This is a genomic window from Mycolicibacterium rutilum (assembly GCF_900108565.1).
GTDB classification, from domain to species: domain Bacteria; phylum Actinomycetota; class Actinomycetes; order Mycobacteriales; family Mycobacteriaceae; genus Mycobacterium; species Mycobacterium rutilum.
Genome location: NZ_LT629971.1, coordinates 5,294,264 through 5,319,135, shown reverse-complemented (window position 1 = coordinate 5,319,135; position 24,872 = coordinate 5,294,264). Strand labels below are relative to the sequence as shown.

The window sequence follows — 24,872 nt, the reverse complement described above, 5'->3', positions numbered from 1 at the left end:
CTCCGTCGTCCCTGTCGTCAGCGTCCGGTGAACTCCGGCGGGCGCTTGTCGCGGAACGCCGCCAGGCCCTCTTTGAAATCCGAGGTCCGGCAGGACAACTCCACGTTGAACAATTCCTGTGTCATCGACTGCGGCAGCGTCGCGTGCTGGCTGTGGCCGATCGCCTGCTTGGCCAGGCCGATGGCGACGGTGGGCCCTGCGGCCAGCCGCTCTACCAGCGCGTCGGCGACATCGTCCAACTGGGACTCGGCAACCGCGTCGTGGATCAGTCCCCACTGCGCGGCGTCCGCGCCGCTGACCTTCTCGCCGAGCAGCAGCATTCGTCGGGCCCGCGCCAGGCCGACGAGCCGGGGCAGTAGCCAGGTGGCGCCGGAATCGGGGCTGAACCCGCGCCCGATGAACGGTTCCCAGAACACCGCGTCGTCGGCGGCGACGGTGAAATCGGCCGCCAGCGCCAGGTTGCAGCCCAGCCCGACCGCCCAGCCGCGCACCGTGCACACCACCGGCAGGTGCAGGGTGTGCACGAGCTCGATGACCCGGTTCGCGGTGTGGGGGATGCGGCGGACCAGGTCCCCGGTGCGGGGCCGCCCGCCGCCGGCGTTGGTGGCCACCCAGTCGGCGCCCGAGCAGAAGTCGGCACCCCCGCCGCGGATGTGCACCGCACGCAGCGAATCGTCGGTCGCCGCGGTGCCGAGGGCGTCCACGAGTGCGTCGATCATGCTGTGGCTCAGTGAGTTTCGCCTGGACGGGCGGTCGAGGGTGATCCGCAGGACCGCGCCGTCGCGCGTCGTCGTCACGTCGTCGGTCGCACCGGTCACCGTCGAATCCGCCAATCCCGAGCTCTATGGATAGACATACAGTATTGCTATCTTGTACAAGTTAGCAAGGACAGCTCGCTCCACGGAAGGGCCACGATGGCGACGCAGACGCCCAGTTATGGTGAGCAGCCGTTGGCCCAGACGGTTGCCGCGGCCGGCGCCATCCGGCGGCTGAGCGGGCTGCTGCTGTCGTTGGAGCACGAACATCCGACCGTGGACGCCATGCTGGAGCAGATCGGGGTGTGGGAACGCGAGCTCGCAGCGGCGGCGCCGACGGATCCGTCGCCACGAATCGGCCCCGGCGCCAACGAATCTCAACGCGTCTATCTCGATCACGCTTTCGACATCGGCGCCTACAATCCGGCCTTCCCCGAGTACACGTTTGACGAACTCGGCGAGGAGTCCGCGTCCGGCCGGGTCACGTTCCCGGTCCTGTTCGAGGGTCCGCCGGGACTGGTCAACGGTGGCTACCTGGCGGTGTTCTTCGACTGCGTGACCCAGCACCAGAGCTGTGCGATCGGGCGGACCGGCAAGACCAGGGCCTTGACGGTCACGTTCCGCAGGCCCACGCCGATCCTGACCGAATTGCGCTTCGACGTACACCGCGCCGAGGTCGACGGCCGCGTCACCTCGACGGCGCGGCTGCTGCTCGGCGACGAAGTGCTGTGCACCGGCGAGTTCAGCACCAAGGCGTCCTCGCCGGACAAGCTGTCGGTGTTCGAGTTCGGGAGACGCCGCGCCACATGACCGGGGCACAGCGGATCCGCCAACCCCGCGTCGCCGAGATCGTCGCCGCACGGCTGCGCGACGACATCCTGTCGGGCCGGCTCAAGGAGGGCGACGTCCTGCCGTCGCAGGACGGCCTGCTCGCCGAGTTCGGGGTCAGCCCACCCGCTCTGCGCGAGGCGATCCACATCCTGGAGTCCGACGGGCTGATCTCGGTGCGGCGCGGGAACATGGGCGGTGCCGTCGTGCACCAGCCGTCGGCGGACCGCACGGCGCACATGATCAGCATGGTGTTGCAGTCGCGGTCGGCCACCCCCGCCGACGTCAGCGGTGCGCTGCTGCACCTCGAGCCGATCTGCGCGGGGATGTGCGCGGCCAGGCCGGACCGCATGACCGAGGTGGTGCCGTACCTGGAGAGCGAAATCGAGCGGCAGACCGCGCATTTCGACGATCCATCGCAGTATGTGCCGAATGCCCGGCGCTTCCACGAGACTGTCGTGTCCCGTTGCGGCAACGAACCGATGATCCTGCTGATCGGGTCCCTCGAGTTGATCTGGTCGGCGCACGAGTCATCGGTGTGGGGCGACGAGACGGATCCGATGAACGACAAGACGATGCGGGCCGCCCTGCGGGATCACCAGCGGCTGCTCGACGCGATCCGCGACGGCAACGAGGCCCGTGCGGTGCGGCTGGCGACCGACCATCTCGCCGCCGCCCGGCGCAACACGCTTGCGGTCGGGACGGACAAGACCATTGACGCCAGGCTCATTCCCAACACCTCGTGAGGAACACCGATGACCGCATCTGCCGATGACCGTGTGCTGTTCGACGTCGACCGCGACGCGCGGATCGCGACCATCACGTTCAACAACCCCGCGCGGCGCAACTCCTACGACGCGGCGATGCGCGAGACCGTCGGTCGCTGCCTCGACCAGGTGGCCGAGGACGACGACATCACCGTGGTGCTGCTGCGCGGCGCCGAGGGCGTGTTCAGCACGGGCGCGGACATGAACAACGCCTACGGCTGGTACGGCGACCAGAACGCCCCGCAGGCCAAGCGGCGCCCGAGCCAGCGCCGCCGACTGACCGTGGACCGCAAGTCGTTCGGCTTCTACCACAACTTCATGGGCTTCCCGAAGGTCACGGTGGGGGAGATCAACGGGTACGCACTCGGCGGCGGGTTCGAGATGGCGCTGATGACCGACATCTCCGTGATCGGGCGCACCACCAAGATCGGTATGCCCGCCACGCGGTTCCTCGGTCCGGCGCTGGGCAGCCTGCACATGTTCTTTCACCGGCTCGGGCCGGTGCTGGCCCGCCGGTTGCTGCTGACCGGCGACATCATCTCGGCCGAGGCGGTCGAGCATCTCGGCGTGTTCACCGAGACCTGTGCCGACGACCGGGTGCAGGCCAGGGCGCGCTACTGGGCCGAGAAGGCGGCCAAGATGCCGGCCGACGGCGTCGTCATCGCCAAGGAGGCGTTCCGGCTGGTCGAGCAGAGCCAGGCCTATCAGGGCGAAGAGGTGGCGAGCTATCTGTTCCACGCGTACGGGACAAACCTGCAGTTCGCCGAGGGCGAGTTCAACTTCGTCAAGACCCGCGCGCAGCACGGCACCAAGAAAGCGTTCCGGCTGCGTGACGAGCACTTCCACGTCCCCGAACCGGAGTAGCGGCGTAAGCTACAGTATCTGCTAGTTTTGTAACGTCGTTAACGTCGAAACCCGAGGTGGAGAACATGCCCACACCCGTCATCGTCGGTGCCGCCAGGACCGCGATCGGCCGTTCCTTCAAGGGGACGCTGGTCAACACTCCGCCGGAGACGCTGATCACCACAGTCCTGCCCGAGGTGATCCGCCGCTCGGGCGTCGACCCCGCGGACATCGATGACCTGATTTTCGCCGAATCCAATTACGGCGGTGGCGATCTCGCGCGCTACGCGGCGGACGCCTGCGGGCTGTCCGACGTGCCGGGCCAGTCGGTGAACCGGCACTGCGCGGGCAGCCTGACCGCGATCGGCAACGCGGCCGCGCAGATCGGGTCCGGCATGGAGCGGGTGCTGATCGCCGGCGGTGTGCAGTCGCTGTCGATGTCGCCGCTGGTCAACTGGCGTATCCCGGGCCCCGAGCTGAAGTTCGAGGAGAAGTGGATGCCGCCGACCCACGTCGAGACGCCCGACGCGCCGACACGCGACATGTCGATCACCGTCGGCTGGAACACCGCGCAGGCCGTCGGCATCACGCGTGAGGAGATGGACGCCTGGGCGGCCCGCTCGCACCAGCGCGCGATCGCCGCGATCGACGCCGGCAAGTTCGTCGACGAGATCGTGCCGCTGAAGGTCCAGCAGTTCGACGGCTCGGTGATCGAGTTCGCCGTCGACGAGCATCCCCGCCGCGATACGACGGCCGAGAAGCTGGCCGGCCTCAAGCCCCTGCACCCGGAGATCGAGGGCTTCTCGATCACCGCGGGCAACAGCAGCGGCACCAACGATGCGTGCGCCGCGGTGGCGCTCGTCGAGAGCGACTACGCCGACGCCAAGAACCTGACCAAGCTGGCCACCGTGAAAGCCTGGGCCGCCGCGGGCGTGCCCCCGCGCGACTGCGGCCTCGGTGCCGTCAAGGTGATCGGCAAGGTGCTCGACCGCGCCGGGCTCAAGCCGTCCGACGTCGCGCTGTGGGAGATCAACGAGGCGTTCGCGTCCGTGCCGATCGCGGCGTGCCGGGAGTACGGGATCGACGAGGAACTGGTGAACTTCTCCGGAAGTGGTTGCAGTCTCGGCCATCCCATCGCCGCGTCCGGCGCGCGCATGGTCACCACGCTGGTGTACGAACTGCAGCGGCGCGGCGGCGGCATCGGCGTCGCGGCGATGTGCGCCGGCGGCGGCCAGGGCGGCGCGGTCGTCATCGAGGTCTAGGCGGTTTGGGTGTAGTTGGTTGCGGTGAGCGCGACCAACTACACCGAAATCCCCAGTGCCAGCACGAGCCCCGCGGCGATCAGCAGTGCCGCGGTGAGGCCGTGGATACCCAGCGCGGCGGACAGCTTGCCGCCGTTGGTGAGCACGATCGCGGCGTCCGCGATCGGCGTGAGGGACGCGGCGAGCAACGTCCAGCCCAGGGGTCCCGGGCCGGCGGCCGCCCAGATCACGAGCAGCACCAGTCCCGACGTGATGTCGCGGACCCCCTTGATCGCGGTGAGGCCGCGGATGTTGTCGGCGGCGATGCCGAACGCGACGGTGGCTTGGCGCGGCTGCAGTAGGAAGCGGCCGCCGATCGCGATGATGGCGATGCAGGCGACGAGCGTGATGACCAGCGCGGTGGTGTGCATTTCATAGGTCCCTTCGAAGGCGAGCGGTCATAATCTAGCATTGTTATCTAACAATGCTAGACTACGTTTTATGTCGCCACGCCCCGCCCCCGATCTCGATGTCCGGCGCGACCAGGTGATCCGCGCCGCCCGCGGTCTCGCCGAGTCCGACGGCTGGGCCGCCGTCACGATGCGCCGTCTCGCCGGCGACCTCGGCGTCAGCCAGCCGGTCCTGTACTCGGTCTTCGCCAACCGCCAGGCGCTCGTCGACGCGGTGGCGCTGGCCGGATTCGACGACATGGCCGCGGCGCTGGAGGCGGTAGCGGCCACGCCGATGGCCCGCATGCGGGCCTACCTGGACTTCGCCGCCGCGCACCCGAAGGTGTACGAGGCGATGTTCTCGATGCCCTCGGGACTGCCGTTCGCCGCCGACGACACCCCCGAGCCGCTCCGGAGCGCGTTCGCGGCGCTGCGGGAGGCCTTTCCCGACGCCGACGGCACCCGCGCCGAGGTCGCGTGGTCGACGCTGCACGGGCTGGCGACCCTGCAGGTCGGCGGGCGGTTGCGGCCCGACCTGGCGCAGGCTCGCCTCGATCTGACCCACCGCATCCTCACCCGACAGGAGCACTGATGCACACGCTCATTGAAATCCTCGCGGTCGCAGCGATTCTCGCCAACGCCGTCGTCTACGGCACCGACGTCTTCGGCGCGATCGTGCTGCGGCCGGCGGTCGCTTCAGTGGACGACCGCACGCTCACCCAGCTGCTCGGCCACATCCACCGGATCGCCGACCGCCGCTTCTCGGTGATCGGCGCCGTCGGCCTGATCGCCGCGGTGGCGACGGCCGTGGCGGCCGCCGTCGGCGGGCGGTGGGTGAGCGCCGCGGCTGCCGCGCTGGCCGCGGTCGCGCTGATCGGCTTCCTCGTGGTCTACACCCGGATCAGCAAGCCGGTGAACACCGTGCTCACCGCCGCGGCGGTCGCCGACGAAGTGCCTGCCGACGCCCGCGGCCTGCAAACCCGGTGGGAGTCGGTGATCGACGCGCGCGTCGTACTGCAGGGGCTTGCCCTCCTCGGGTTGTGTGTTGCGCTTGTCGCGGCGTGAGAGCCGCTAATCCAGCACGACGACGATCTTGCCGAACGGGCCGCGATCCAGATGATCCAGCGCCGCCGGTAGTTGGTCGAGCGGGTACCGGGTGTCGATCGCGGGTTTCAGCGCGGTGCGGTCCACCGCGGCGACGAAGTTTTCCAGGGCGCGACGATGCCCGGTGCCGATGCCGTGGATCGTCACGTCCTTGAGCATCAGCGGCATGACGGGGGCGCTCACGTCGAACCCTGCGACAGCACCGATCTGGTGGATGTGCCCGCCGACGGCCGCCACTTCGACGGCTTCACCCAGATGTGGCCCGCCGACGATCTCGAGGATGTGGTCGGCGCCGTGATCCCCGGTCAGGCCCAGGATGCTCTCGCGCCAGCCGTCCTGACTGCGATCAACGAAATGATCGGCGCCGAGCGCCATTACGAGGTCACGCTTGGCTGCGCTTCCGGACACGATCACCTCCGCGCCGTGCATCTTGGCGATCTGAACACCGAACAGTGAGACGCCCCCGGTGCCTTCGACCAGGACGACGTCACCGGCGTGCACCCGACCGCGTTCGACCAGGGCGAACCATGCCGTGAGCCCGGCGCACGGCAGCGTGGACGCCTCGGCCGCCGTCAACGTGGCGGGTGCGCGGACGAACCAGTTCTCATCGAACACAACATGATCCGCCAAGACACCGGCGTAGTAGCCGCCGAGCGTGCGGTACGAGGGCGTGCGTGCCGTGCCGCCGCGCCGGCCGTCGCGCCAGTCCGGCGTGAACGTCGAGATCACCTCGTCGCCCGGCTCGAACCGGCTGACTCCGGTGCCGACGGCCACCACCGACCCGGCGAGGTCGGAAGCCGGCGTGAACGGAAACCGCAGCGGCAGGCCGCGACCGGTCTCGATCACCATCTTGCCGCGGTAGTTCAGCGCCACGGCCGCGACTTTCACCACAACCTCACCGGGACCCGGATCGGGCACCGGAACGCGCCGCAAGGTCAGGTTGTCACGGCCGATCTCGTCCAGTTCCAACGTCGCATCAGTGTTTCTGTCACAAGTCATCCCGCCGTCAGAGTCTCATCGGTGCGACAACTGCGCTCCGCGGAAAATTCCGGCGAGGCGATTCGCGCGATCATCTTTCCGGTCACGCGGCCGGTGAACATGTCCGGGAACGCGTCGGGAATGGCGTCCAGGCCCTCGATCACGTGCTCGGCGTAGCGCACCGCACCCGCGGCCACGGCCGGGCCGAGTTCGTCGAGGAACTCGGGATAGCAGTCGAAGTAGTCGGGCACCGAAAAGCCCTGCAGCAGCAGATCTTTGTACAGCACGGCCCTGAGCAGGTCCGGCAGCCGGTCCGGCCCGTCCGCGGCCGTTGTCGCGGTGATCGCCGACATCACGCCGCCCACCGCGATCTGCGCCTTGGGATTCAGATGCGGCAGCAGCGGAGCAACCATGGGCGCGCCCACGTTCTCGTAGACCGTGTCGATGCCGTCGGGGACCGCGCGAGCGAGTTGTGCGGTGAAGTCGGGTGCCTTGTAGTCGACGGCCGCGTCGAGGCCGAGGTCCTCGAGAAGGTGACGCGCCTTCTCGGGGCCGCCGGCGACACCCACGACCCGCTGACCACGCAGCTTGCCGATCTGGGCGGCGGCCGATCCGACGGCGCCGGCGGCGGCGGTGACGACGAGCGTGCCGCCCGGTCGCGGGTCGATGACCTTGGTCAGCCCCACCCAGGCGGTCAGCCCCGTCATCCCCAGGATCCCGAGGTTCGCCGACAGCGGCGCGGCAGCCGGATCGATCGTGCGCAGGTCGGACCCGTCGGACACGGCGTAGTCCTGCCAGCCGGACATGCTGGCGACGTGATCGCCCGCGCGGAAGCCGGGATGGTTGCTTGCCTCGACGATCGCCACGGTGAAGCCGAACATCGGTTCGCCGAGGTCGATCGGCGGTTGGTCGCTGTTCGCGTTGCCCATGATGATGCGGTTGTAGGGATCCAGCGAGACGAGCAGGTTGCGGATCAGCACCTGGCCCTCACCCGGGACCGGGACAGGCCCGGTCGCGATCGTGAAATCGGTCGGCTTCGGGGCGCCCTGCGGCCGCTTCGCGAGCAGGATCTGCCGATTCACAGTGGTCATGCGATGTCCTTCCGGGTGGCGCTGTCGGCTTCGAGCCTGCGCGGGCCGGTGCCGGGCAGCCAGTGCCCTCGCCGTCCCGGATCGTGGCAGGACCCGTCACATCCGCGCGCGACGGCATAACGTCGTAGGCGTGAGCGACAAGCCGAACCAACTGGGCGAGTACCTGCGGGCCCGCCGCGGGCTCGTCACACCTGCCGCCGCGGGCATCCCGGAGACCGGGTTGCGGCGGGTGCCCGGTCTGCGACGCGAAGAGGTGGCGATGCTGGCCGGGATCAGCGCCGACTACTACCTGCGCCTGGAACGCGGCCGCGACCGCAACCCGTCGATCCAGGTGCTGGAGTCCATCGCTCGGGTGCTTAGGCTCGACGAGGAGAACACGGCGTACCTGGTGAGCCTCGCGGCCGACAAACCGCGGCGCACCCGGCGTCGGCCGCGCACGGAAACAGTGCCGCCGGGCATGCTCAAGCTGTTACCGCAGCTGACCCAGCCCGCCTTCATCGAGGGCCGTTATTTCGACGTCTTGGCCGTAAACGCCTTGGCCACAGCGCTTTCCCCGCGACTGGCGGTGGGACACAACCAGCTGCTCGACATGTTCCTCGACCCCGAAGAGATCGCGTTGCATCCGGACTGGGACGGCACCACCGAGTGCCTGATCAGCAGCCTGCGCCGGTCGGTCGGCACCGACATCGACGATCCCCGCTACATCGAACTGGTCGGGGAACTGTCGTTGGCGAGCCCGCGCTTCCGGGACATGTGGTCGCGGTACGAGGTCATCGCGCAGCGAGGCGGGTCGACGCTGTTCGACCATCCGCAGGTCGGCGAACTGCGGCTCAACCGCGAACGCCTGGCGATCAGCGGAACCGACGGCATGTACCTGGTCGTCTACCACGCCGACGCCGGATCCGAGGACGCCGCCCGGTTGGCGCTGTTGGCCTCCGCGGCCCTGGCGGTCGCGCGCCCGGCGTCCGGCACCTAGCGTTTGCGCGCGGACTTCTTGGCTTTGCCGGCCTCGTCGATCAACCGGCCTGCGCGGTCGAGGATGCACTCCAGGCCGAACTCGAAGTTCTTGTCGTCGGCCGCGCCGATGTGATGGCCCTTCTCGGTGACCAGCGCCAGCAACGGGGTGCTGTCGGCGTCGATGTTCATCGTCTCCTCGAGGTCGCTGGGGCCGTCCCCGGCAGCGCGGTTCTTCTCGCGTAGCCGGTGCAGCACCACCGATCCGCGCACGTGCACCGACACCGCGGAGTAGGTGTCGAACGCGTCCTCGGGCGACAGGCCCGCCTCGACCAGGCTGGCGATCGCCTTCTCGACCTCCTGCACACCGACCTTGGCTGTACGCGGGCTCAGCGCCGACCGGATGAGGATCAGGTCGCACAGAATCGGGTTGCCCATGAACGTCTTTCGCATGGTGCGCGCGTGATTGGCCAACGTCTCGCGCCAGTCCTTGGCTTCGACGTACGGGGTGGCGAAGACGTACTGGCGCAGCGCGCGGTCGGTCATCGCGTTGAGCAGATCGTCCTTCTTGCGGAAGTACCAGTAGATGCTCGTCACGCCGACACCGAGATGCTTGCCCAGCAGCGGCATCGACAGGTTGTCGATGCCGACCTGCTCGGCGAGTTCGAAGGCGCCTTTGATGATGTCGTCGGGATTGATGGACCCGCGCTCGCGTCGCTGACGCTTCTCGGCGGTCGCCTGCCTCGCCATGGCACCTCCATCGGAATAAGCCGCACGCACTCGGGGTAGGTGAACCTGAATCTACTCGGCAGCCGCCGTTGATCTGCGCCGATGCAGGTGTGTCGGGGCCAGGCCGTTACTGTCAACCCTACCGGTAGGCCTTCGGCCGGCGGCCGTCCAGGTCGATACCCTCTTTTACTGTAAGTCCTATAGAAAGGTCCTCTGCGGATTCGGCGGAGCGAAAGGCGACATGGATCTCGGGCTGAAGGACGCGACCGCCGTCGTGGTCGGCGGTGGGCGCGGGATGGGTTTCGCGACCGCTCGCTGCCTGGCGCAGGACGGCGCCCGCGTCGCCGTGGTGGGCCGCACCCCTGACGTCGTCGCCGACGCGGCCACCGCGCTGAGCGAACTGGGCAGCCCCGACGCGCTGGGGCTGGTGGCCGACACCACCGACGCCGATCAGGTGCAGCGGGTCTTCGACGAGTTGGCGCAGCGCTGGGGCGAACTCAACATCCTCGTCAACGCCGTCGGCCCCGACGCCGTCGGCACCTTCGAGGATCTCACCGACGAGCAGTGGCGGATCGCGTTCGACGGCGGCGTGATGGGCATGGTGCACTGCGTGCGCTCGGCCCTGCCGCTGCTGCGCGGTGCGCAGTGGGGGCGCATCGTCAACTTCTCCGCGCACTCGACGCAGCGCCAGAGCGTGATCCTGCCGGCCTACACCGCGGCCAAGGCGGCGCTCACGAGCGTCTCGAAGAACCTGTCGCTGCTGCTGGCCAAGGACGAGATCATGGTCAACGTGGTCTCGCCGGGCAGCATCGCCTCCGAGGCGTTGCTCGGCTGGGCCGAATCGGTCGGTGTCGACGGCTCCGATCCGTATGCGCTCATGGCGGCGATCGACGAGCATTTCGGGCACCCCGCGCATCTACCGCGCGCCGGCCTGCCCGACGAAATCGGGCCCGTGGTCGCGTTTCTCGCGTCGCGGCGCAACTCCTACATGACCGGGGCGAACATCAACGTCGACGGCGGCAGCGACTTCACCTGACGCCGGGCCCTCGTCATTCGTTGATCCTGCGCACAGGGCGCGATTCACGCCCGAAATCACGCCCACGGCGCAGAGTCAACGAGGTGGGAGGGGCCGCCGCGACCCTTGCGGAAGCCGCTACCGATAGATGTACAGTATGAGCATTCACAGTGTTCGGACCGGCGGAGGAGGACTACCGGGTGAGTGCTCCTGACCGCGTCGCCCAGCCGGCTGACTCACCAGCGCCGCCCGTGCGGTACGAGGTCGGCGGCAGCGGCGTCGCGGTCATCACGCTGAACCGGCCCGAGCGGATGAACGGCTGGGGCGGTGGCCTGGCCTCCGGCTTCTTCCGGTGCATGGACGACGCCGAGGCGGACCCCGATGTGCGCGCGATCGTCGTGACCGGCAGCGGGCGGGCGTTCTGCGCGGGCGCCGACATGGGCGACCTCAGCACGATCAGCGCCGCGACCGTGGACGCCGCCGCGGACACCGACGTCGGCAAGCTGGTCGGCGAACGCCATCCGCATTTCGTGATGACCATGCGCAAACCCGTCATCGCCGCGATCAACGGGGCCTGCGCCGGAATGGGTTTGACGCTCGCGCTGTCGTGCGACGTGCGATTCGCCGCCGCCGGCGCGAAGTTCACCACCTCGTTCGCCCGCCGCGGGCTGATCGCCGAATACGGCATCTCGTGGATGCTGCCCCGCGTCGTCGGCGTCGGGGTGGCATCGGATCTGCTGCTGTCCGGGCGCGTGTTCCTGGCCGAGGAGGCCGCCGAACTCGGCGTGGTCAACAAGGTGCTCGCACCCGACCAGCTGCTGCCGCATGCGCTCGGCTATGCCGACGACATCGCCGCCAACTGTGCGCCGAGTTCCTTGGCGGTGATCAAACAACAGGTGTACGAAGACACCATGCTCAGCGTCTTCGAAGCCAGCAACCGCGCCGAGAAGCTGATGCACGAGTCGATGACGCGCCCCGACTTCATCGAAGGCATCACCAGTTTCTTCGAGAAACGCCCGCCGAACTTCCCGCCTCTCGAGAAGGAGGATGCGTCATGAGCGCACCGCAGCCGCTGGACTACATGGCGATCGACGTCGACAACCACTACTACGAGCCGCTGGACGCGCTCACCCGGCACCTGCCCAAGGAGTTCCGCAGCCGCGGCGTGCAGATGCTCACCGACGGCAAGCGCACCTACGCGGTGTTCGGCGGGGTGATCAACCACTTCATCCCGAACCCCACCTTCGACCCGATCATCGAACCCGGCTGCCTGGATCTGCTGTTCCGCGGGGAGATCCCCGAAGGCGTCGACCCGGCGTCGCTGATGAAGGTCGACCGGCTCGCCGACCATCCCGAGTACCAGAACCGCGACGCCCGCGTGAAGATCCTCGACCGGCAGAACCTCGAAACCGTGTTCATGCTCCCGACTTTCGCCTGCGGCGTGGAGGAGGGGCTCAAGCACGACATCCCGGCCACGATGGCCTCGGTCCACGCGTTCAACCTGTGGCTCGACGAGGACTGGGGTTTCGACCGGCCGGATCACCGCATCATCGCCGCGCCGATCATCTCGCTGGCCGACCCGCAGCAGGCCGTCGAGGAGGTCGAGTTCGTCCTGGGCAGGGGAGCGAAGCTGGTGTGCGTGCGGCCGGCGCCGGTGCCCGGTGAGGTCAGGCCCCGATCGCTCGGCGACCCGGTGCACGACCCGGTCTGGGCGCGACTCGCCGAAGCCGGTGTGCCCGTGGTGTTCCACCTGTCCGACTCCGGCTACATGGCGATCCCCGCGCTGTGGGGCGGCAGCGGCGTGTTCAAGGGTTTCGGCAAGCGCGACCCGCTCGACATGGTGATCATGGACGACCGCGCCATCCACGACACCATCGCCTCGATGATCGTCCACCAGGTGTTCACCCGGCACCCCAAGCTCAAGGTGGTCAGCATCGAGAACGGCTCGTACTTCGTCTACCGGCTGATCAAGCGGCTCCGAAAGTCCGCCAACAACGCGCCTTACCACTACAAGGAGGACCCGGTCGAGCAGCTGCGCAACAACGTGTGGATCGCGCCGTACTACGAGGACGACGTGAAGCTCCTGGCCGACACCATCGGCGTCGACAAGATCCTGTTCGGGTCCGACTGGCCGCACGGTGAGGGGTTGGCGGATCCCACGTCGTTCACCGCCGACATCCCGCAGTTCCCGGAGTTCAGCTACGAGGACACCCGAATGGTCATGCGCGACAACGCATTGACGCTGCTCGGTGTGGATGTGACGGCCGGCGCCGGCAGATGACCGAGTGGACGATCGGGGCGGTCGTCGACGCGATCGCCGAGGCGGCGCCCGACCGGTTGATGACGATCTGCGGGAGCCGCCGCAGCACCTACGGCGAATCCGCCGACCGCACCCGCCGGCTGGCCAACTTCCTCGCCGGCCAGGGTTTCGGTGTCCACCGCGAACGCGGCGAACTGCAGAACTGGGAGTGCGGGCAGGACCGCGTCGCGCTGCTCATGCACAACGACCTCTACCCGGACATGGTGATCGGCTGCCTCAAGGCCCGGACCGTGCCGGTGAACGTGAACTACAACTACACGCCGCGTGAGGTCGCCGAACTCTTCGAGTACCTCCGGCCGCGCGCGGTCATCTACCACCGGTCGTTCGGGCCCAAGTTCGCCGACGTCCTGCCCCCCGCCTCGGCGGACCTGCTCATCGAGATCGACGACGACGCGTCGGCGCCCCGGCTGTCCGGCGCCACCGCGCTGGAAGACGCACTGGCACAAGGCGATGCCGATCACCCGATCGCGGCGTCACCCGACGACGTGATGATGGTGTGCACCGGCGGCACGACCGGACGGCCCAAGGGGGTGATGTGGCGGCAGAGCGACACCTACGTCATCTCGATGAACGGCGCCGACCACGACTCCGCCGACGAGATCCGCGCCAAGCTCGCCAACCAGGGTCAGCCGTGGTTCGCGGTGTCCCCGCTGATGCACGCGGCCGGCATGTGGACCGCGTTCGCCGCGCTGCTCAACGGCATTGCGGTGATTCTCTACGACCAGACCCGGTTCGACCCCCGCGCGGTGCTCACCACCGCGCAGCGCGAAAAGGTCGGCCTGATGACGATGGTCGGTGACGCGTACGCGGCACCCCTGGTCGACGCGCTCCGCACCGGCGGCTACGACCTGTCGTCGCTGTTCGCGATCGGCACCGGGGGTGCGGCGACGAACCCCAAACATCAACGCGCGCTGCTGGATCTGCTGCCGCAGATCACGCTGATCAACGGGTACGGATCGTCGGAGACCGGCAACGTCGGGTTCGGCCGCAGCCAGCGCGGCGACGAGAAGGACACCTTCGAACTGCGGGAGGGTGCGCTGGTGGTGTCGGAGGACTGCACCCGCTTCCTGGAGCCGGGCGAGGACGAGGTCGGTTTCGTCGCCCGCGGCGGACGCATCCCGCTGGGCTACTTCGACGACGAACACGCCACACGCAGAACGTTTCCCGTCGTCGAGGGTCGCCGCGTGGTGATCTCCGGGGACCGCGGCTCGCTGGCGGCCGACGGCACGCTGCAGCTGTTCGGCCGTGACGCGCTCGTCGTCAACACCGGCGGGGAGAAGGTCTTCGTCGAAGAGGTCGAAGAGGTGCTGCGGGCCCACCCCGCCGTCGCCGACGCACTGGTGGTCGGGCGGCCCAGCGAGCGCTGGGGCCAGGAGGTGGTGGCGCTCGTCGCCCTGCACGACGACGCGCCGGCCGGCCACGAACCGCTGCACACCCACTGCACCGACAGCCTCGCGAGGTTCAAAGCGCCGAAGGAGTTCATCATCGTCGACCAGGTCCGTCGCCTCGGCAACGGTAAACCCGACTATCGCTGGGCCAAAGCCGCTGCCGCACAACAGGTGAACGCATGAGCAACAGGGCTATCGATTGCCTGGTCAACGTCCACTTCGGGGAGACCGAGCAGCAGCCGACATGGATGCTCAAGGTGCGCGACGACTACTTCAAGGGCCCACAGTCGATGTTCGGGCCGGTCGACCTCGCCGAACTGCTCGACGAGATGGACGAGCAGGGCGTCGAGAAGGCGATCCTGATGGACAGCCTCACCAAACCCTCGACGACCGCGCGCAAGTTCGTCGACGCCAGACCCGACCGGTTCGCGTTGGCGATCGGCGGAATGAACCTGCTGCGCCCGATCCCGTCGCTACGTGAATTGAGCGCGGTCGTCGGCAGCCTGCCGGTGGCGTATGCGGCGGTGGGGCCGAGCTTCTGGGGCGACGGCCAGTACCCGCCCAGCGATGCGGTGTACTACCCGCTCTACACCAAGTGCGCCGAACTCGGACTGCCGCTGTGCGTCAACACCGGGCTGCCGGGCCCACCGATCCCCGGCGAGGTGCAGAACCCGATCCACCTCGACCGGGTCTGCGTGCGGTTCCCGGAGCTGAAGTTGTGCATGATCCACGGCGCCGACCCGTGGTGGGACGTCGCGATCCGGCTGCTGATCAAATACCAGAACCTGCGCCTGATGACCTCGGCGTGGTCGCCGAAACGGTTGCCCGACAGCCTGCTTCACTACATGCGTACCCGCGGGCCGGACAAGGTGATCTACGCATCGGACTGGCCGGTGCTCAAGATGCGCCGGGTGGTGCCCGAGGCGCTCGCGCTCGACCTGCCCGCCGAGGTGCTCGACAACTACCTGTACAACAACGCTCAGCAATTCTTCTTCGGCACCGACGACCAGGAGCAGTGATGGACCGCTACGAACTGCGCAGGCTCGATTACAGCCTGTCCGAGGACCACCAGGCGCTACAAGCGGCCTACAAGGACTTCTTCAAGACCCACTGTTCGATCGAGACCGTCCGTGCCGCAGAGGCTTCCGGGTTCGACAAGAGCCTGTGGGAGCGGTTGTGCACGATGGGCGCGACGACGATGGCGCTGCCGGAAGACGTCGGCGGCGACGGCGCGACGCTGGTCGACCTGACCCTGGTCGCCGAGGAGATCGGCCGGTCGCTGGCCCCGGTGCCGTGGATCGACCACGTCAGCGCGGCGCGGCTGCTCGGGCGCCTCGGTGCCGTCGACCCCGACATCGTCAGCGGCCAGCAGATCGTCGGCCTGGATCCGCAGCACGACGCCGTTACCGGCACCCGGCTGGTGCCCAGCGGATCGGTGGCCGACCACATCGTCCTGCGCGACGGCGACGACATCGTCCAGCTGACGTTCGCCACCCGCCCCACCAAGGTCGACAACATCGGCCGGTTACCGATGGCGTGGATCGACCCGGCCGCCGCCGACACGCGGACGGTGGTGGCCAGCGGCGCCGAAGCGTTGGCGGAATTCCAACGCGCACTGGACGAGTGGCGAGCACTCACGGCGGCGGCATTGGCCGGTCTGGTCGAGGAGACGATGACGATCGCCGCGGAGTTCGCCAAGACCCGCTACACGCTCGGCGTGCCGATCTCCACGCTGCAGGCGATCTCGCATCCGCTGGCCAACATCGCGATCACGGTGCAGGGCGGGCGCAACCTGGCGCGGCGGGCGGCGTGGTTCCTCGACAACGAGCCGGACGAACGCCGTGAGTTGGCCCCATCGGCGTTCGTGTTCATGGCCGAGGAAGCCGCCAAGGCGGCCACGATGGCCGTGCATGTGCAAGGCGGGCTGGGAGTCTCGGCCGAAGCCGCGGCGAGCGCATACCTGGTCCGGGCCAGGGGCTGGGCGCTGGCCGGGGGAGACCCGGGCGCCAGTGCGAAGTACATCGCCGAGATCGTCGCGGCACGCGAGAGCGGAGTAGGCAGCTGATGGATTTCTCACGGATCGAGCTCTCCGCCGAGGATCAGGCGTTCCTCGAGGAGTCGCGCGCGTTCTTGTCCGACATCGTCACCGAGGACGTGCTGCGCCGCGACCGCGAGACCGGCGACAACTTCGACGAGGGTGTGCATCTGGCGCTCGGCAGGGCGGGCTACCTGGAGCGCGAGTGGAAACCCGAGTCCGAGGGCGGGTTCAACCGGGTCCGTCGCCGCATCTGGGAACTGGAGAAGCGCCGCGCGCACGTGCCGTGGGTGACGTTCGGCACCACCGCGATGATCGCCCGGTCGGTGGACAAGTTCGGCTCACCGGAACTGAAGGCCGAGGTGATGCCGCGGGTGTACAGCGGCGAGGTGCGGCTGTGCCTGGGCTACACCGAACCCGAGGGCGGCTCCGACGTCGCGACTTGCAAGACCAGGGCTGTGCGCGACGGCGACGGCTGGATTATCAACGGCTCCAAGATGTTCACCACCGGCGCGCACAACTGCCAGTACGTCTTCCTGATCACCAACACCGACCCCGACGCGCCGAAACACAAGAGCCTGACCATGTTCCTGGTGCCGCTCGACTCACCGGGCATCGAGATCCAGGGCATCCGGACCGTCGACGGCGACCGGACCAACATCGTCTACTACACCGACGTGCGGGTCGACGACAAATACCGCCTCGGCGAGGTCAACGACGGCTGGACGGTGGTGCGCGAACCGCTCAACGCCGAGCACGGCGCGGTCGAGGCCGCCGCCGACGGGCTGCAGGACGTCGCGATCATGATGCACCAGGCCAACAACATGGCCGCCGCGGTGGACCGGGCCGCCGCGAAGCTCAGCGAGCCGGACCCCAGCGGCCGCCGGCCGATCGACGACGGCGCGGTGGCCTACCGCCTGGGCCGCAGCGTCGCGCGGATGGAGGCGTCGTTCGCCACGCCGAACATCTTCGGCCGCGTCGCGCTGGCGCAGACGATGCGCGACATCTCGCCGGACCTGATGGACATTCACGGCACGGCGGCCTCGCTGCCACTGGGCGCCGACCGGGCCGCCGACGACGGCGCCGCCGAGTACGTGTTCCGGTTCGCGCCGCTGGTCGGGATCTACGGCGGCACCCTCGAGGTGTTCCGCAACATGATCGCGCAGTACGTGCTGGGCCTCGGAAAACCGGCCTACGCCCCACCGGCGAGGAAAGCGTCCTAGTCTGTCCCTTGCGCGAGCGTGCGTGTCAGCGCACGACACGCCGCGGAATGTCGACAGTTTCTGCACGCTCGTGAGGGAGCCATGACCGATCTACCGCGGCGCGCACTGGTGATGGGGGCGAGCGGTTTCGTCGGCTCCCACGTCACCCGCAAGCTCGCCGAGCGCGGCGACGACGTGCGGGTGTACCTGCGCAAGAGCAGTTCGACCGTCGGCATCGACGACCTCGACGTCGAACGCTGCTACGGCGACCTCTACGACGAAGACGCGCTTCGCGCGGCGATGGCCGACCGCGATGTCGTCTATTACTGCGTCGTCGACACCCGCTTCCACCTGCGCGACCCGGCGCCGCTGTTCGAGACCAACGTCAACTGCCTGCGGCGCGTCCTCGACGTCGCGGTGACGGCGGGCCTGCACCGGTTCGTGTTCTGCAGCACGATCGGCACGATCGCGCTGGGCGACGGCCGCGGACCGGTCACCGAGGACATGCCGTTCGACTGGGGAGACAAAGGCGGCCCCTACATCGAATCCCGTCGTCAGGCCGAGGATCTGGTGTTGTCCTATGCGCGGGACCGTGGCCTGCCCGCCGTGGCGATGTGCGTGTCGAACCCGTACGGGCCCGGCGACTGGCAGCCGCATCAGGGCCTGATGGTGCAGTACGCGGCGTTCGGCAAGGTCCCGGTGTACATCAACGGGGTGTGCACCGAGGTCGTCGGCATCGAAGACGTCGCCGAGGCGTTCCTGCTGGCCGCCGAGCACGGTCGGACCGGCGAACGCTACATCATCTCCGAGACCTACATGCCGATGCGCGACATGCTGACCACCGCGGCGACGGCCGTCGGGGCCAAGCCGCCGCGTATCGGAATACCGCTGCCCGTCGTCTATGCGGCGGTCTGGGTGGCCGAGCGGGTCGCGCGGTTGCTCGGCCGCGAAATGCCGATGAACACCAACGGTGTTCGGCTGCTGCACATCATGGCCCCTGCCGACCACAGCAAGGCGACCCGCGAACTCGGCTGGCACCCGCGGCCGACCACCGAGTCCCTCGAGCGCGCGGCGCGGTTCTACATCGACCAGGCGAAGAAAGCGGCCACCCGATGACCGAAGCGGACCTCGTCGAGATCGAGGCGATCAAACAACTGAAGGCGCGCTACTGCCGGCTGCTCGACACCAAGGACTGGTCGGCGTGGCGGACACTGTTCGCCGACGACTTCGTCAGCGACACCACGCAAGCCGGCGGCAAGCGCATCGAGGGCGCCGACGAGTTCGTCGCGTTCACCCGCAAGAGCCTGCGCGACCAGGCCACGGTGCACCAGGTGCACGCCCCGGAGATCGAGCTGACCTCGGCCACGGCTGCGCGGGGTGTGTGGGCGCTCGAGGACGTCGTGCGCTTCGGCCCCGGCGTCAACCTGCGCGGGTACGGTCACTACCACGAGACCTACGAGAAGATCGACGGTCAGTGGCGCTTCGCGAGTTCGACGCTGACCCGGTTGCGCGAGGAGATCTTCAACGGCCTTGTCGCGGTGTACATCTCCGATCGGTTGCGCAGGGTCATGTTGAAGGCATCCGCGCGTGCCATGAAGTGACCGCTCAGGATCGCAGGAACTCCAGCAGGTCGGCGTTGATGACGTCGTGGTGGGTGACGAACGCGCCGTGCGGATAACCGGCGTAGGTCTTCAACGTGCCGTGGGGTAGGAGCTTCGCCGACAGTGGTGCGGAGTCCTCGTACGGCACGATTTGGTCGTCGTCGCCGTGCATCACCAGCACCGGGATGGTGATCTTCTTGAGGTCCTCGGTGAAATCGGTCTGCGAGAACGCGACGATTCCGTCGTAGTGCGCCTTCGCGCCGCCCATCATGCCCTGGCGCCACCAGTTCTCGATGATGGCCTCCGACGGCTCGGCACCGGGACGGTTGAATCCGTAGAACGGGCCGGCGGCCAGCGAGCGATAGAACTCCGAGCGGTTGGCTGCCAATTGCGCCTGCAGGTCGTCGAACACCTCCTTGGGCAGGCCGCCCGGGTTCGCGTCGGTCTGGACCATCAGCGGTGGCACCGCGCTGATCAGCACCGCCTTGGCCGCTCGCTGCTGGCCGTGCCGCGCCAGGTAGTGCGCGACCTCACCGCCGCCGGTCGAATGGCCGATGTGCACCGTGTCGTGCAGATCGAGGTGTTCGACGACGGCCGCGAGATCGTCGGCGTAGTGGTCCATGTCGTGGCCGTCGGCGACCTGCGCGGAACGGCCGTGCCCGCGTCGGTCGTGGGCGATCACGCGGTACCCGTGCTGCAGGAAGAACAGCATCTGGGTGTCCCAGTCGTCAGCCGACAGCGGCCACCCGTGGCTGAACACGATCGGCTGGCCCGACCCCCAGTCCTTGTAGAAGATCTCGACACCGTCGGTGGTGGTGATCGTGGGCATGTGGGTCCTTCCGGTGGGTGCGTCGAGCTATGCGCACTCTGCCACCATCGCCCGGATCCCGCAGGGTGTCAGGCGCTGTCACCTGGTCAGGATCGTCGCGGCCGCGGTGCCGGGCGCGCCGTAGAGCTGGGCGAAGCCGACCTTCGGCTCGCCGGGCACCTGCCGATCGCCGGCCTCGCCGCGCAGCTGACGCACCAGCTCGTGGATCTGGCGCAGGCCCGATGCGCCGATCGGCTCGCCGTTGGCGATCAGGCCGCCGTCGGTGTTGATCGGCAGCGAGCCGGTGATCTCGGTGGCTCCGTCGGCGAGCAGCTTCTCCTGGTCGCCGTCGGCGCAGAATCCGCATTCGGCCATGTGGATGATCTCGGCGCCGGCGTCGGTGTCCTGCAGCTGGATGACATCGACGTCTTGCGGTGCCACACCGGCCTTTTCGAATGCCGCCTTTGCCGCGTAGACGGTGGGCGCGACGTCCTCCTCGACGGGCGCGAACGTCGTGTTCACCTCGTAGGCGCCGTATTTGCGGGTGCGGACCTCCACCGCCCGCAGGTAGACGGGTTTGGAGGTGTAGCGCTCGGCGATGTCGGCGCGGCACATCACCACGGCGGCCGCGCCCTCGTCGGGAGCGCAGAACATGTACTGCGTCAGCGGATAGTTCAGCATCGTGGAGTTGAGGATCTGGTCCTCGGGAATCGGCTTGCGGCGGAACGCGTTCGGGTTCAGCGCGCCGTTGCGGAAGTTCTTCGCGGCGACCTTGGCGAGCGTCTGCTGCGAGATGCCGTGTTCGTGCAGATAGCGGTTGGCCTTCATCCCGAAGAACTGGGTGGTCAGGTACTGGCCGTTCTCGGCGTACCACCGCGGCATGCCGACCAGGGCTGGGTCCTCGGTGAAGGCGCCGCGGGGATGCTTGTCCAGCCCGATCGCGATGCCGATGTCGTAGTCGCCCAGACGGATTCCGTCTGCGCACGCCTTGGCGGCACTGGCCGCGGTCGCACACGCGTTGAACACGTTGGTGAACGAGATGCCGGACAGCCCGACCATGCCGACGATCGCGTCGGGGTTGGCGACGGTCCAGCTGCCTCCGGTGGCGAACTGGATGTCGTGCCACTCCACCCCCGCGTCGGCGACGGCGGCGAAGATCGCGTCGACGCCCATCTCCATCGCGGACTTGCCCTCGAAGCGGCCGAAGGGGTGTAGTCCGACACCGATGATCGCCACGTCGTGCATGCCTGATCCTCTCTGGTCAACGCCGATCCGACGTGTAACTGTAACTCTTACAGTATCGTAATCGGCGTGGCGCCGGTCATCGAGAACAAGCCGACCTTCTGCCGGATCTGCGAGCCGTTGTGCGGGATGATCGCGACGGTCGAGGACGGCCGCCTAATGGCCCTGCGGCCCGACAAGGACCACCCGCTGTCGGCCGGTTTCGCCTGTCAGAAGGGCATCGCGTTCACCGAGGTGGTCAACGATCCGGACCGGGTCACGCGGCCGCTGCGCCGCGGGCCGGCCGGCTTCGAAGAGGTGACGTGGGACGAGGCGATGGCCGACATCGCAGGCCGGCTCTCGGCGATCCTGCGCCGCCACGGCTCCGGCGCCGTCGGGTGGTACATGGGCAACCCCGGGGCGTTCAGCTATGCGCACACCTTCGCGGCGCTGCTGTTCCTGAAGGGCCTCGGCCGCCACGGCCATTACTTCACCGCATCGTCGCAGGACACCAACAGCAGGCTCATCGCCAGCCAGCTGCTCTACGGCGTGCCGACGTCGGTGCCGATCCCGGATCTGACGCGAACCGACCTGCTGGTCATGATGGGCGCGAATCCCGTTGTGTCACACGGCAGCTTCCTCACCGCGCCGCGGATCAAGGACCGCATGGCCGACATCGTCAAGCGTGGCGGTCGCGTGGTGATCGTCGACCCACGGCGGTCCGAGACCGCGGCGGCGTTCGAATGGCTCGGCATCGTCCCCGACACCGACTCGTTGTTGTTGCTCTCGCTGCTGAACGTCATGTTCGCCGAGGGACTGGTCGACGTGGCCGCGATTCGCGTGAGAGCCGACGGCGTCGACTGGCTGCGCTCCCTGTTTGGGCCGTTCGCTCCCGAGTCGACGGCCGCTTCGACCGGGATCGATGCGGACAGCGTGCGGGCGCTGGCGCGCGACCTGGTCAACACGCCGCGGGCGGCGGTTTACGGCAGGCTCGGCACGTGCGTCGGCAGCCACGGCACGCTGACCACGTACCTGATCGACGCGGTGAACCTGGTGGCGGGCAACCTCGATGTGCCGGGTGGTTCGGTGTTCAGCACGATGAACACCGTCGGCCAACGCTGGCAGAACGTCGCGATGGGCGCCGTCATGCGGCGGTCCTATCGGCGCAAGCGCTCGCGGATCAGCGGGACGCCTTATGCGATCGGTTCCGAGCCCGCGGCGCTGATGGCCAAGGAGATCACGACATCAGGCGACCGCCGGATCCGCGCGATGTTCGTCTCGGCGGGCAATCCCGTGCTGTCGGTGCCCAACGGCGAGGAACTCGAGGCGGCGTTCGGCGAACTGGAACTGTCGGTCGCGCTCGACTTCTACGTCACCGAGACGAGCGCGCAGTGCGACTACATCCTGCCCGTCACCACGATGTACGAACGCGACGATTTCCCGTACACGTTCCAGGGGTTCCAGGCCACGCCGTTCCGGCAGGCGACCGAAGCCGTCCTCGCGCCGGTGGGCGAGGCGCGAGGGGAGTGGGACATCGTCGCGGAGCTGGCCGGGCGACTCGCGCGGAGCGTGCCGGCCTTCGCGGCGTTCGCGGGCGTGCGAAAGGTATTAGGGCTGTTGGGTTTCGAGGCGTCGCCGCGGACCATGATCGACGCGCTCGTGCGAATGTCGGAGGGCGGTGACAAGTTCGGGCTACGCCGCGGCGGGCTGACGCTGCGACGGCTGACCGAGAAGCATCCGCACGGCGTCGTTGTCGCACCGCATATCCGCACCGGTGTGCTGCGCGAGGCGGTGGGTTACCTGTCGCGTCGAGTGCGGCTGGCCCATCCCGGGATCGCCGCCGAGGTCGACAAGCTGGCGAGGCGTGCGGTGCCCGACGGTTATCCGCTGCGAATGATCGGTCTGCGGGAACCGCGCTCGGAGAACTCGTGGATGCACAACTCGCCGATGCTGATGCGTGGCGACCGGCGCCAGCACGCGCTGATGCACGTCGACGACGCGGCCGAGCGGACCATCACCGACGGCGACGAGGTCCGGATCACGTCGCCGCACGGCGCAATCACCGTCCCGGTGGTGACGACGAAAGACTTGGTGGCCGGCGTCGTCGCGGTGCCACACGGCTGGGGACACAAGGGAACCGGCAGTTGGCGGCTGGCCAACCGCGCCGGCGGCGCCAACGTCAACCAACTGACGTCCAGCGACCCCGGCGATGTCGAGGCGCTGTCGGGCATGGCGTGGCTGACCGGGGTGCCCATCCGCGTCGAGCGCGCCTGATAGTCAACTACGCGATGGCGCCTTTTTCCTTGAGCGCCTCGATGCGATCCCAGTCCATGCCGATGTCCATCAGCACCAGCTCGGTGTGCTCGCCGGCCTGTGGCGCGCGTGTCGTCTGCAGCGGCTCGTGGTTGAACTGCACCGGCCCGCGAACCACCTTGAACGGCGCACCCCCATCGGCGGCCTCCACCTCGACGACCATGTCGTTGGCGAGCGCCTGCTCGTCGGTGGTCAGATCGAGGAAGCTCTGGAACGGCGCCCACTGACCCTTCATCGTCTTCAGCCGCTGACGCCAGTACTCGAACGGCTTGCTGCGGATCTTCTCGCGAATCAATTCCGCTGCCGCCGCGGCATTTTCGATCAACGGCATGACGTCGGAGAACCGCGGGTCGTCGGCGAGTTCGGGCAGTTCCAGATGTTCGAACGCGTCGCGGATGTATCCGGTCGGGCTGACGATGCACAAGTTGATCGTGCCGCCGTCGGAGGACAGATAGTTGGCCATGAACGGGTTCACGCTCGGGCCCGCCGCGTCCGGCATCAGCGAGCGAATGGTCTCGCCGGTCTCCATGCCCTGGGTCATGCTGGCCCCGCCGGCCCACCACGCGGTGCTGAGCAGTGACACGTCGATCTCGACCGCCTCGCCGGTGCGCATCCGGTGGAACAACGCGGCCGAGATCCCGCCGGCGATGTTCATGCCGCCGATCGAGTCGCCGAACGCCGGAATGCCCTGCGACAGTGCCCCGCCGATCTCCTCCGGGGTCAGCGCATGGCCGACGCCGCTGCGGGTCCAGAACGCAGTGCCGTCGAATCCGCCGGTGTCGCGCTCGGGTCCCTTGTCGCCGTACGCGCTGCCGCGTGCGTAGATGATGTCCGGGTTCGCCGCGCGGATGTGTTCGACGTCGAATCTGTTCTTCTGGCGTTGTGCGGGCAGGTAATTGGTCAGGAACACGTCCGCCGTCTTGGCGATCTCGTAGAGCACCTCCTGCCCCTCGGGTGTCGAGACGTCGATGCCGATGCTGCGTTTACCGCGGTTGGGATGCTCGATCAGCGGGTGCCGGTTGGGGTCGAGCTGGAAGCCGCCCATGTTGATGAAGCCGCGCTGGGTGTCGCCGCGCGCCGGATGCTCGACCTTGATGACGTCGGCGCCCCAGTCGGCGAGGATCGCCCCCGCCGCCGGGACGAACGTGAACTGTGCGACCTCGAGGACGCGCACGCCCTCCATGACCTTGACCAAATCGGCTCCCTCGTACCTGGCGCTCCGGCGTTGAA

The 24,872-nt window shown here is 68.2% G+C and carries 25 protein-coding genes; 17 read left to right on the top strand and 8 right to left on the bottom strand.

Annotation, left to right across the window (positions count from 1 at the left end):
• Positions 1–17 precede the first annotated feature (17 nt).
• A complete protein-coding gene (locus tag BLW81_RS25915) occupies positions 18–818 on the bottom strand; it encodes an enoyl-CoA hydratase/isomerase family protein (RefSeq protein ID WP_083409681.1) in 801 nt (266 codons plus the stop codon).
• A 96-nt stretch (positions 819–914) separates the two neighbouring features.
• Here BLW81_RS25915 and BLW81_RS25910 point away from each other — a divergent pair, with 96 nt between their 5' ends.
• The 4 genes from BLW81_RS25910 (at position 915) to BLW81_RS25895 (ending at position 4,455) form a co-directional block, all read left to right on the top strand.
• Entirely contained in the window at positions 915–1,565 is a 651-nt protein-coding gene (locus tag BLW81_RS25910; RefSeq protein ID WP_083409680.1) for a hotdog family protein, read from the top strand.
• Positions 1,562–2,329, top strand: a complete 768-nt coding sequence (locus BLW81_RS25905) for a FadR/GntR family transcriptional regulator (protein ID WP_083409679.1) — start codon at positions 1,562–1,564, stop codon at positions 2,327–2,329. Before BLW81_RS25910 ends, BLW81_RS25905 begins: the two co-directional genes overlap by 4 nt.
• A 9-nt stretch (positions 2,330–2,338) precedes the next feature.
• Complete coding sequence (locus tag BLW81_RS25900; RefSeq protein WP_083409678.1) at positions 2,339–3,214, top strand: enoyl-CoA hydratase/isomerase family protein; 876 nt, start codon at positions 2,339–2,341, stop codon at positions 3,212–3,214.
• 65 nt (positions 3,215–3,279) lie between these two features.
• Positions 3,280–4,455 (top strand): thiolase family protein, encoded by a 1,176-nt coding sequence (locus tag BLW81_RS25895; protein WP_083410822.1) that lies wholly within the window; start codon positions 3,280–3,282, stop codon positions 4,453–4,455.
• 38 nt (positions 4,456–4,493) lie between these two features.
• Here the strand turns inward: BLW81_RS25895 and BLW81_RS25890 are convergent, their stop codons facing one another.
• Positions 4,494–4,865: a DUF4267 domain-containing protein gene (locus BLW81_RS25890; RefSeq protein WP_083409677.1), complete on the bottom strand. Its 372-nt coding sequence runs from the start codon at positions 4,863–4,865 to the stop codon at positions 4,494–4,496.
• A 70-nt stretch (positions 4,866–4,935) separates the two neighbouring features.
• Between BLW81_RS25890 and BLW81_RS25885 the strand changes: the two genes are divergently transcribed.
• Together BLW81_RS25885 and BLW81_RS25880 are read left to right on the top strand one after the other, a co-directional pair.
• On the top strand, positions 4,936–5,475 hold the full coding sequence (locus tag BLW81_RS25885) for a TetR/AcrR family transcriptional regulator (protein ID WP_083409676.1): 540 nt from the start codon (positions 4,936–4,938) through the stop codon (positions 5,473–5,475).
• Positions 5,475–5,948, top strand: coding sequence for a DUF1772 domain-containing protein (locus tag BLW81_RS25880; RefSeq protein ID WP_083409675.1), 474 nt, complete (start codon positions 5,475–5,477; stop codon positions 5,946–5,948). Before BLW81_RS25885 ends, BLW81_RS25880 begins: the two co-directional genes overlap by 1 nt.
• A gap of 6 nt (positions 5,949–5,954) precedes the next feature.
• Here the strand turns inward: BLW81_RS25880 and BLW81_RS25875 are convergent, their stop codons facing one another.
• A complete protein-coding gene (locus BLW81_RS25875) occupies positions 5,955–6,986 on the bottom strand; it encodes a zinc-dependent alcohol dehydrogenase family protein (RefSeq protein WP_157897837.1) in 1,032 nt (343 codons plus the stop codon).
• On the bottom strand, positions 6,983–8,056 hold the full coding sequence (locus BLW81_RS25870) for an NADP-dependent oxidoreductase (RefSeq protein WP_083409674.1): 1,074 nt from the start codon (positions 8,054–8,056) through the stop codon (positions 6,983–6,985). The genes BLW81_RS25875 and BLW81_RS25870 overlap by 4 nt, the downstream gene beginning before the upstream one ends.
• A gap of 130 nt (positions 8,057–8,186) precedes the next feature.
• On the opposite strand from BLW81_RS25870, the gene BLW81_RS25865 reads away from it, so the two are divergent.
• Positions 8,187–9,032 (top strand): helix-turn-helix domain-containing protein, encoded by an 846-nt coding sequence (locus BLW81_RS25865; protein ID WP_083409673.1) that lies wholly within the window; start codon positions 8,187–8,189, stop codon positions 9,030–9,032.
• Here the strand turns inward: BLW81_RS25865 and BLW81_RS25860 are convergent.
• Positions 9,029–9,760, bottom strand: coding sequence for a TetR/AcrR family transcriptional regulator (locus BLW81_RS25860; protein WP_083409672.1), 732 nt, complete (start codon positions 9,758–9,760; stop codon positions 9,029–9,031). The genes BLW81_RS25865 and BLW81_RS25860 overlap by 4 nt on opposite strands.
• Before the next feature lie 220 nt (positions 9,761–9,980).
• Here BLW81_RS25860 and BLW81_RS25855 point away from each other — a divergent pair, with 220 nt between their 5' ends.
• From BLW81_RS25855 to BLW81_RS25815, 9 genes are all read left to right on the top strand, one after another.
• The gene (locus tag BLW81_RS25855; RefSeq protein WP_083409671.1) at positions 9,981–10,775 is read left to right on the top strand and encodes an SDR family NAD(P)-dependent oxidoreductase; all 795 of its coding nucleotides are present in this window, start codon (positions 9,981–9,983) and stop codon (positions 10,773–10,775) included.
• A gap of 179 nt (positions 10,776–10,954) precedes the next feature.
• Positions 10,955–11,812, top strand: coding sequence for an enoyl-CoA hydratase (locus BLW81_RS25850; protein WP_083410820.1), 858 nt, complete (start codon positions 10,955–10,957; stop codon positions 11,810–11,812).
• Entirely contained in the window at positions 11,809–13,035 is a 1,227-nt protein-coding gene (locus tag BLW81_RS25845) for an amidohydrolase family protein (RefSeq protein WP_083409670.1), read from the top strand. Before BLW81_RS25850 ends, BLW81_RS25845 begins: the two co-directional genes overlap by 4 nt.
• On the top strand, positions 13,032–14,645 hold the full coding sequence (locus tag BLW81_RS25840) for an acyl-CoA synthetase (RefSeq protein ID WP_083409669.1): 1,614 nt from the start codon (positions 13,032–13,034) through the stop codon (positions 14,643–14,645). The genes BLW81_RS25845 and BLW81_RS25840 overlap by 4 nt, the downstream gene beginning before the upstream one ends.
• A complete protein-coding gene (locus BLW81_RS25835; protein ID WP_083409668.1) occupies positions 14,642–15,481 on the top strand; it encodes an amidohydrolase family protein in 840 nt (279 codons plus the stop codon). Before BLW81_RS25840 ends, BLW81_RS25835 begins: the two co-directional genes overlap by 4 nt.
• On the top strand, positions 15,481–16,527 hold the full coding sequence (locus tag BLW81_RS25830) for an acyl-CoA dehydrogenase family protein (protein ID WP_083409667.1): 1,047 nt from the start codon (positions 15,481–15,483) through the stop codon (positions 16,525–16,527). The genes BLW81_RS25835 and BLW81_RS25830 overlap by 1 nt, the downstream gene beginning before the upstream one ends.
• A complete protein-coding gene (locus tag BLW81_RS25825) occupies positions 16,527–17,720 on the top strand; it encodes an acyl-CoA dehydrogenase family protein (protein WP_083409666.1) in 1,194 nt (397 codons plus the stop codon). The genes BLW81_RS25830 and BLW81_RS25825 overlap by 1 nt, the downstream gene beginning before the upstream one ends.
• 81 nt (positions 17,721–17,801) lie before the next feature.
• A complete protein-coding gene (locus BLW81_RS25820; protein WP_083409665.1) occupies positions 17,802–18,815 on the top strand; it encodes an NAD-dependent epimerase/dehydratase family protein in 1,014 nt (337 codons plus the stop codon).
• Positions 18,812–19,300 (top strand): nuclear transport factor 2 family protein, encoded by a 489-nt coding sequence (locus BLW81_RS25815; protein WP_083409664.1) that lies wholly within the window; start codon positions 18,812–18,814, stop codon positions 19,298–19,300. The genes BLW81_RS25820 and BLW81_RS25815 overlap by 4 nt, the downstream gene beginning before the upstream one ends.
• 4 nt (positions 19,301–19,304) lie before the next feature.
• Here BLW81_RS25815 and BLW81_RS25810 read toward each other — a convergent pair whose 3' ends face one another.
• Positions 19,305–20,129 carry an alpha/beta fold hydrolase gene (locus tag BLW81_RS25810; protein WP_083409663.1) on the bottom strand — a complete coding sequence of 275 codons (825 nt, stop codon included), beginning with the start codon at positions 20,127–20,129 and terminating at the stop codon, positions 19,305–19,307.
• Between the two features lie 78 nt (positions 20,130–20,207).
• Positions 20,208–21,353 (bottom strand): thiolase family protein, encoded by a 1,146-nt coding sequence (locus BLW81_RS25805; protein WP_083409662.1) that lies wholly within the window; start codon positions 21,351–21,353, stop codon positions 20,208–20,210.
• 126 nt (positions 21,354–21,479) lie between these two features.
• Between BLW81_RS25805 and BLW81_RS25800 the strand changes: the two genes are divergently transcribed.
• Positions 21,480–23,603 (top strand): molybdopterin-containing oxidoreductase family protein, encoded by a 2,124-nt coding sequence (locus BLW81_RS25800; RefSeq protein ID WP_407662360.1) that lies wholly within the window; start codon positions 21,480–21,482, stop codon positions 23,601–23,603.
• A gap of 7 nt (positions 23,604–23,610) precedes the next feature.
• On the opposite strand, the gene BLW81_RS25795 is transcribed toward BLW81_RS25800, so the two are convergent.
• Entirely contained in the window at positions 23,611–24,825 is a 1,215-nt protein-coding gene (locus tag BLW81_RS25795) for a CaiB/BaiF CoA transferase family protein (RefSeq protein ID WP_083409660.1), read from the bottom strand.
• Between the last annotated feature and the right edge of the window lie 47 nt (positions 24,826–24,872).